The organism is Mesorhizobium sp. M1E.F.Ca.ET.063.01.1.1, assembly GCF_003998155.1.
Classification (GTDB): domain Bacteria; phylum Pseudomonadota; class Alphaproteobacteria; order Rhizobiales; family Rhizobiaceae; genus Mesorhizobium.
Map to the genome: position 1 here is coordinate 1 of NZ_RZSC01000858.1, position 2,329 is coordinate 2,329.

Consider the following 2,329-nt stretch of genomic DNA (forward strand, 5'->3'; position numbering starts at 1 on the left):
GTCTGCATGTTCTTGTTCTTCAACCGTATTTTCGCATCTGTCACGGTCGTGAAAGTTATGCTGATCGCCGGCATCGGCTCGATCGTGCGCTGGATCGCCTTTCCGCTGGTCTGGCCGCTTGGCCTGGGCGTCGCCGGCTTCTTCGGCGTCCAGACGCTGCATTCGGTGTCGGTTGCAATGGTCCTGATCGGCCTGCAGAAGATGATAGGCGAAACGGTTTCCGAAGAGCGCACGGGTGCCGCGCAAGGTATCGCCTATTTCTTCAACGGCTTCTTCATGGCCGCGGTGACGCTGGCCTCCGGCCCGCTCTACGATCGCTTCGGCGTCGATGGCTTCCTGGCCATGATTCCGATCGCGATCATTGGCCTTGCGTTGATCGGGCTCGCCGCGCGCTCAACCCCACAGCGCCCGGTCAGGCGGTGACACCAGCGATCCCTGGTAGACGAGGCCAGGATCGCGGTCGCGCGCAAGCAGCAGCGGCCCGTCGAGGTCGACGAAATCGGCGCCTTGAGCCAACAAGACAGCCGGCGCCATGGCGAGCGACGTGCCGACCATGCAGCCCACCATGATGCCGAAACCCAGTTCCTGGGCGCGTTCGCGAAGCCTGAGCGCTTCCGTCAGGCCGCCCGACTTGTCTAGCTTGATGTTGACGGCGTCATAGAGGCCGACAAGCGAATCGAGGTCCTTTGCCTCATGCACGCTTTCGTCGGCGCAGATCGGCACCGGATGCGCGATTTCGCGCAGGATGCCGTCGCGGCCGGCAGGAAGCGGCTGCTCGATGAGCGCGATGCCTTGCCTGGCGGCAAAGGCGAGGTTGGCCTCGATGTTGTCGTCGGTCCATCCCTCGTTTGCATCGAGGATGATACGGCTCCGCGGGGCGGCCTCCGTCACGGCGCGTATTCTCGCCAAGTCGTCGTCACCGCCGATCTTGACCTTGAGCAGTGGCCGCGAGGCGTTGGCGCTAGCCTGCGCGGCCATCGCTTCAGGTGCGCCGAGCGACAGTGTGTAGGCGGTTTCCAGCACCTTTGGCGAGGCGGCGCCGATCGCGTCCGCTACCGGACTGCCGCTGAGCTTTGCCTCCAGATCCCACAGGGCACAGTCGATCGCGTTGCGTGCCGCGCCGGCCGGCATGGCCGCGAGCAGGGCGGCTCGGTCGATGCCACCCTCAATCCTGCCACGCATGGCCTCGATTGCGGCGCGCACACCCTCCATGGTCTCGCCATAGCGCTTGTAGGGAACGCATTCGCCGCGCCCGACATGCCCATTGTCGCCGATCGCCACGGTGATGACTTCCGCCTCGGTTTTCGAGCCGCGCGAGATGGTGAAGGTGCCCGCGATCGGGAACCGCTCGGCCTCGACCGAAATGACACGCGCCATATTTTTCTTCTCCGGCTGTGCGACACCGGTCTGCCGGCAAATCGACACGCCAGTTCCGTCACGCTAAACAGGACGCCATGTTGACCATCCGCAAACGCGACGCAAGCCGCACGCCTGCCGGTGAAGGCAATCACCAGCCGCGCATCGCCGTCGGCGAGGAAGGCGGCGTGCTCGGCTGCGCTTTTTCCGGTGTCTGGACGACGCGGACCGTGGCATCGGTCGACGCCGAGATGCGCAGGATCGAGAAGCGCAGCGGCGCAAAGCAGCTGATGCTCGATCTTTCGCATATCGAGAAGATGGATACGGCGGGCGCCTGGCTGATCGATCGGCTGGCCAGCGCCTTCGAGAAGAAGGGCGTCGAAGTCCACGTGCAGGGGCAGAGCGAGATCGCCTCGATCCTGCTTGGCGCCGTCGGCGACGCGGTGCGGCGCGAACCCGAATCGGGACCGGCCGGGCCGCCCAACATCATCATGCGCGCGCTGGAACTGGTCGGCCGCCGCGTCTACGAGATGCGCGACGATTTCATTGCTTCGATGAACATCCTCGGCGCCACCATTCGCGGCGCGCAGATGAAGCTCGGGCGTGGCCATGCCGTCAATCCGGCCGCGATCTTCAATCAGATCGACCGCATGGGCGTCGGCGCCATCCCTGTGGTGGTGCTGATGTCGGCGATCGTCGGGGCGATCGTCGCGCAGCAGGGCGCCTATCAGCTCAGCTATTTCGGCGCCGATATCTTCGTCGTCGATCTCGTCGGCGTGCTGATCCTGCGCGAGCTCGGCGTGCTGATGACCGCGATCATGCTCGCCGGCCGCTCGGGAAGCGCCATCACCGCAGAGATCGGCTCGATGAAGATGCGCGAAGAGGTCGACGCACTGAAGGTGATCGGGCTCAATCCGATCGGCGTTCTGGTGTTTCCGCGGCTCGTCGCCCTGGTGATCGCGCTGCCATGCCT

General features: G+C 64.9%; 2 protein-coding genes and 1 pseudogene. 2 read left to right on the top strand and 1 reads right to left on the bottom strand.

Annotation, left to right across the window (positions count from 1 at the left end; translation table 11 throughout):
* Positions 1–423, top strand: a pseudogene (locus EOA29_RS33430) (MFS transporter); the annotation flags it as partial.
* Here EOA29_RS33430 and dgcA read toward each other — a convergent pair.
* Positions 394–1,377 carry an N-acetyl-D-Glu racemase DgcA gene (gene dgcA / locus EOA29_RS33435; protein WP_126093764.1) on the bottom strand — a complete coding sequence of 328 codons (984 nt, stop codon included), beginning with the start codon at positions 1,375–1,377 and terminating at the stop codon, positions 394–396. The pseudogene EOA29_RS33430 and the gene dgcA overlap by 30 nt on opposite strands.
* A 77-nt stretch (positions 1,378–1,454) precedes the next feature.
* On the opposite strand from dgcA, the gene EOA29_RS33440 reads away from it, so the two are divergent.
* The coding region (locus EOA29_RS33440; protein ID WP_127222201.1) for an ABC transporter permease at positions 1,455–2,329 on the top strand (875 nt) is incomplete at its 3' end.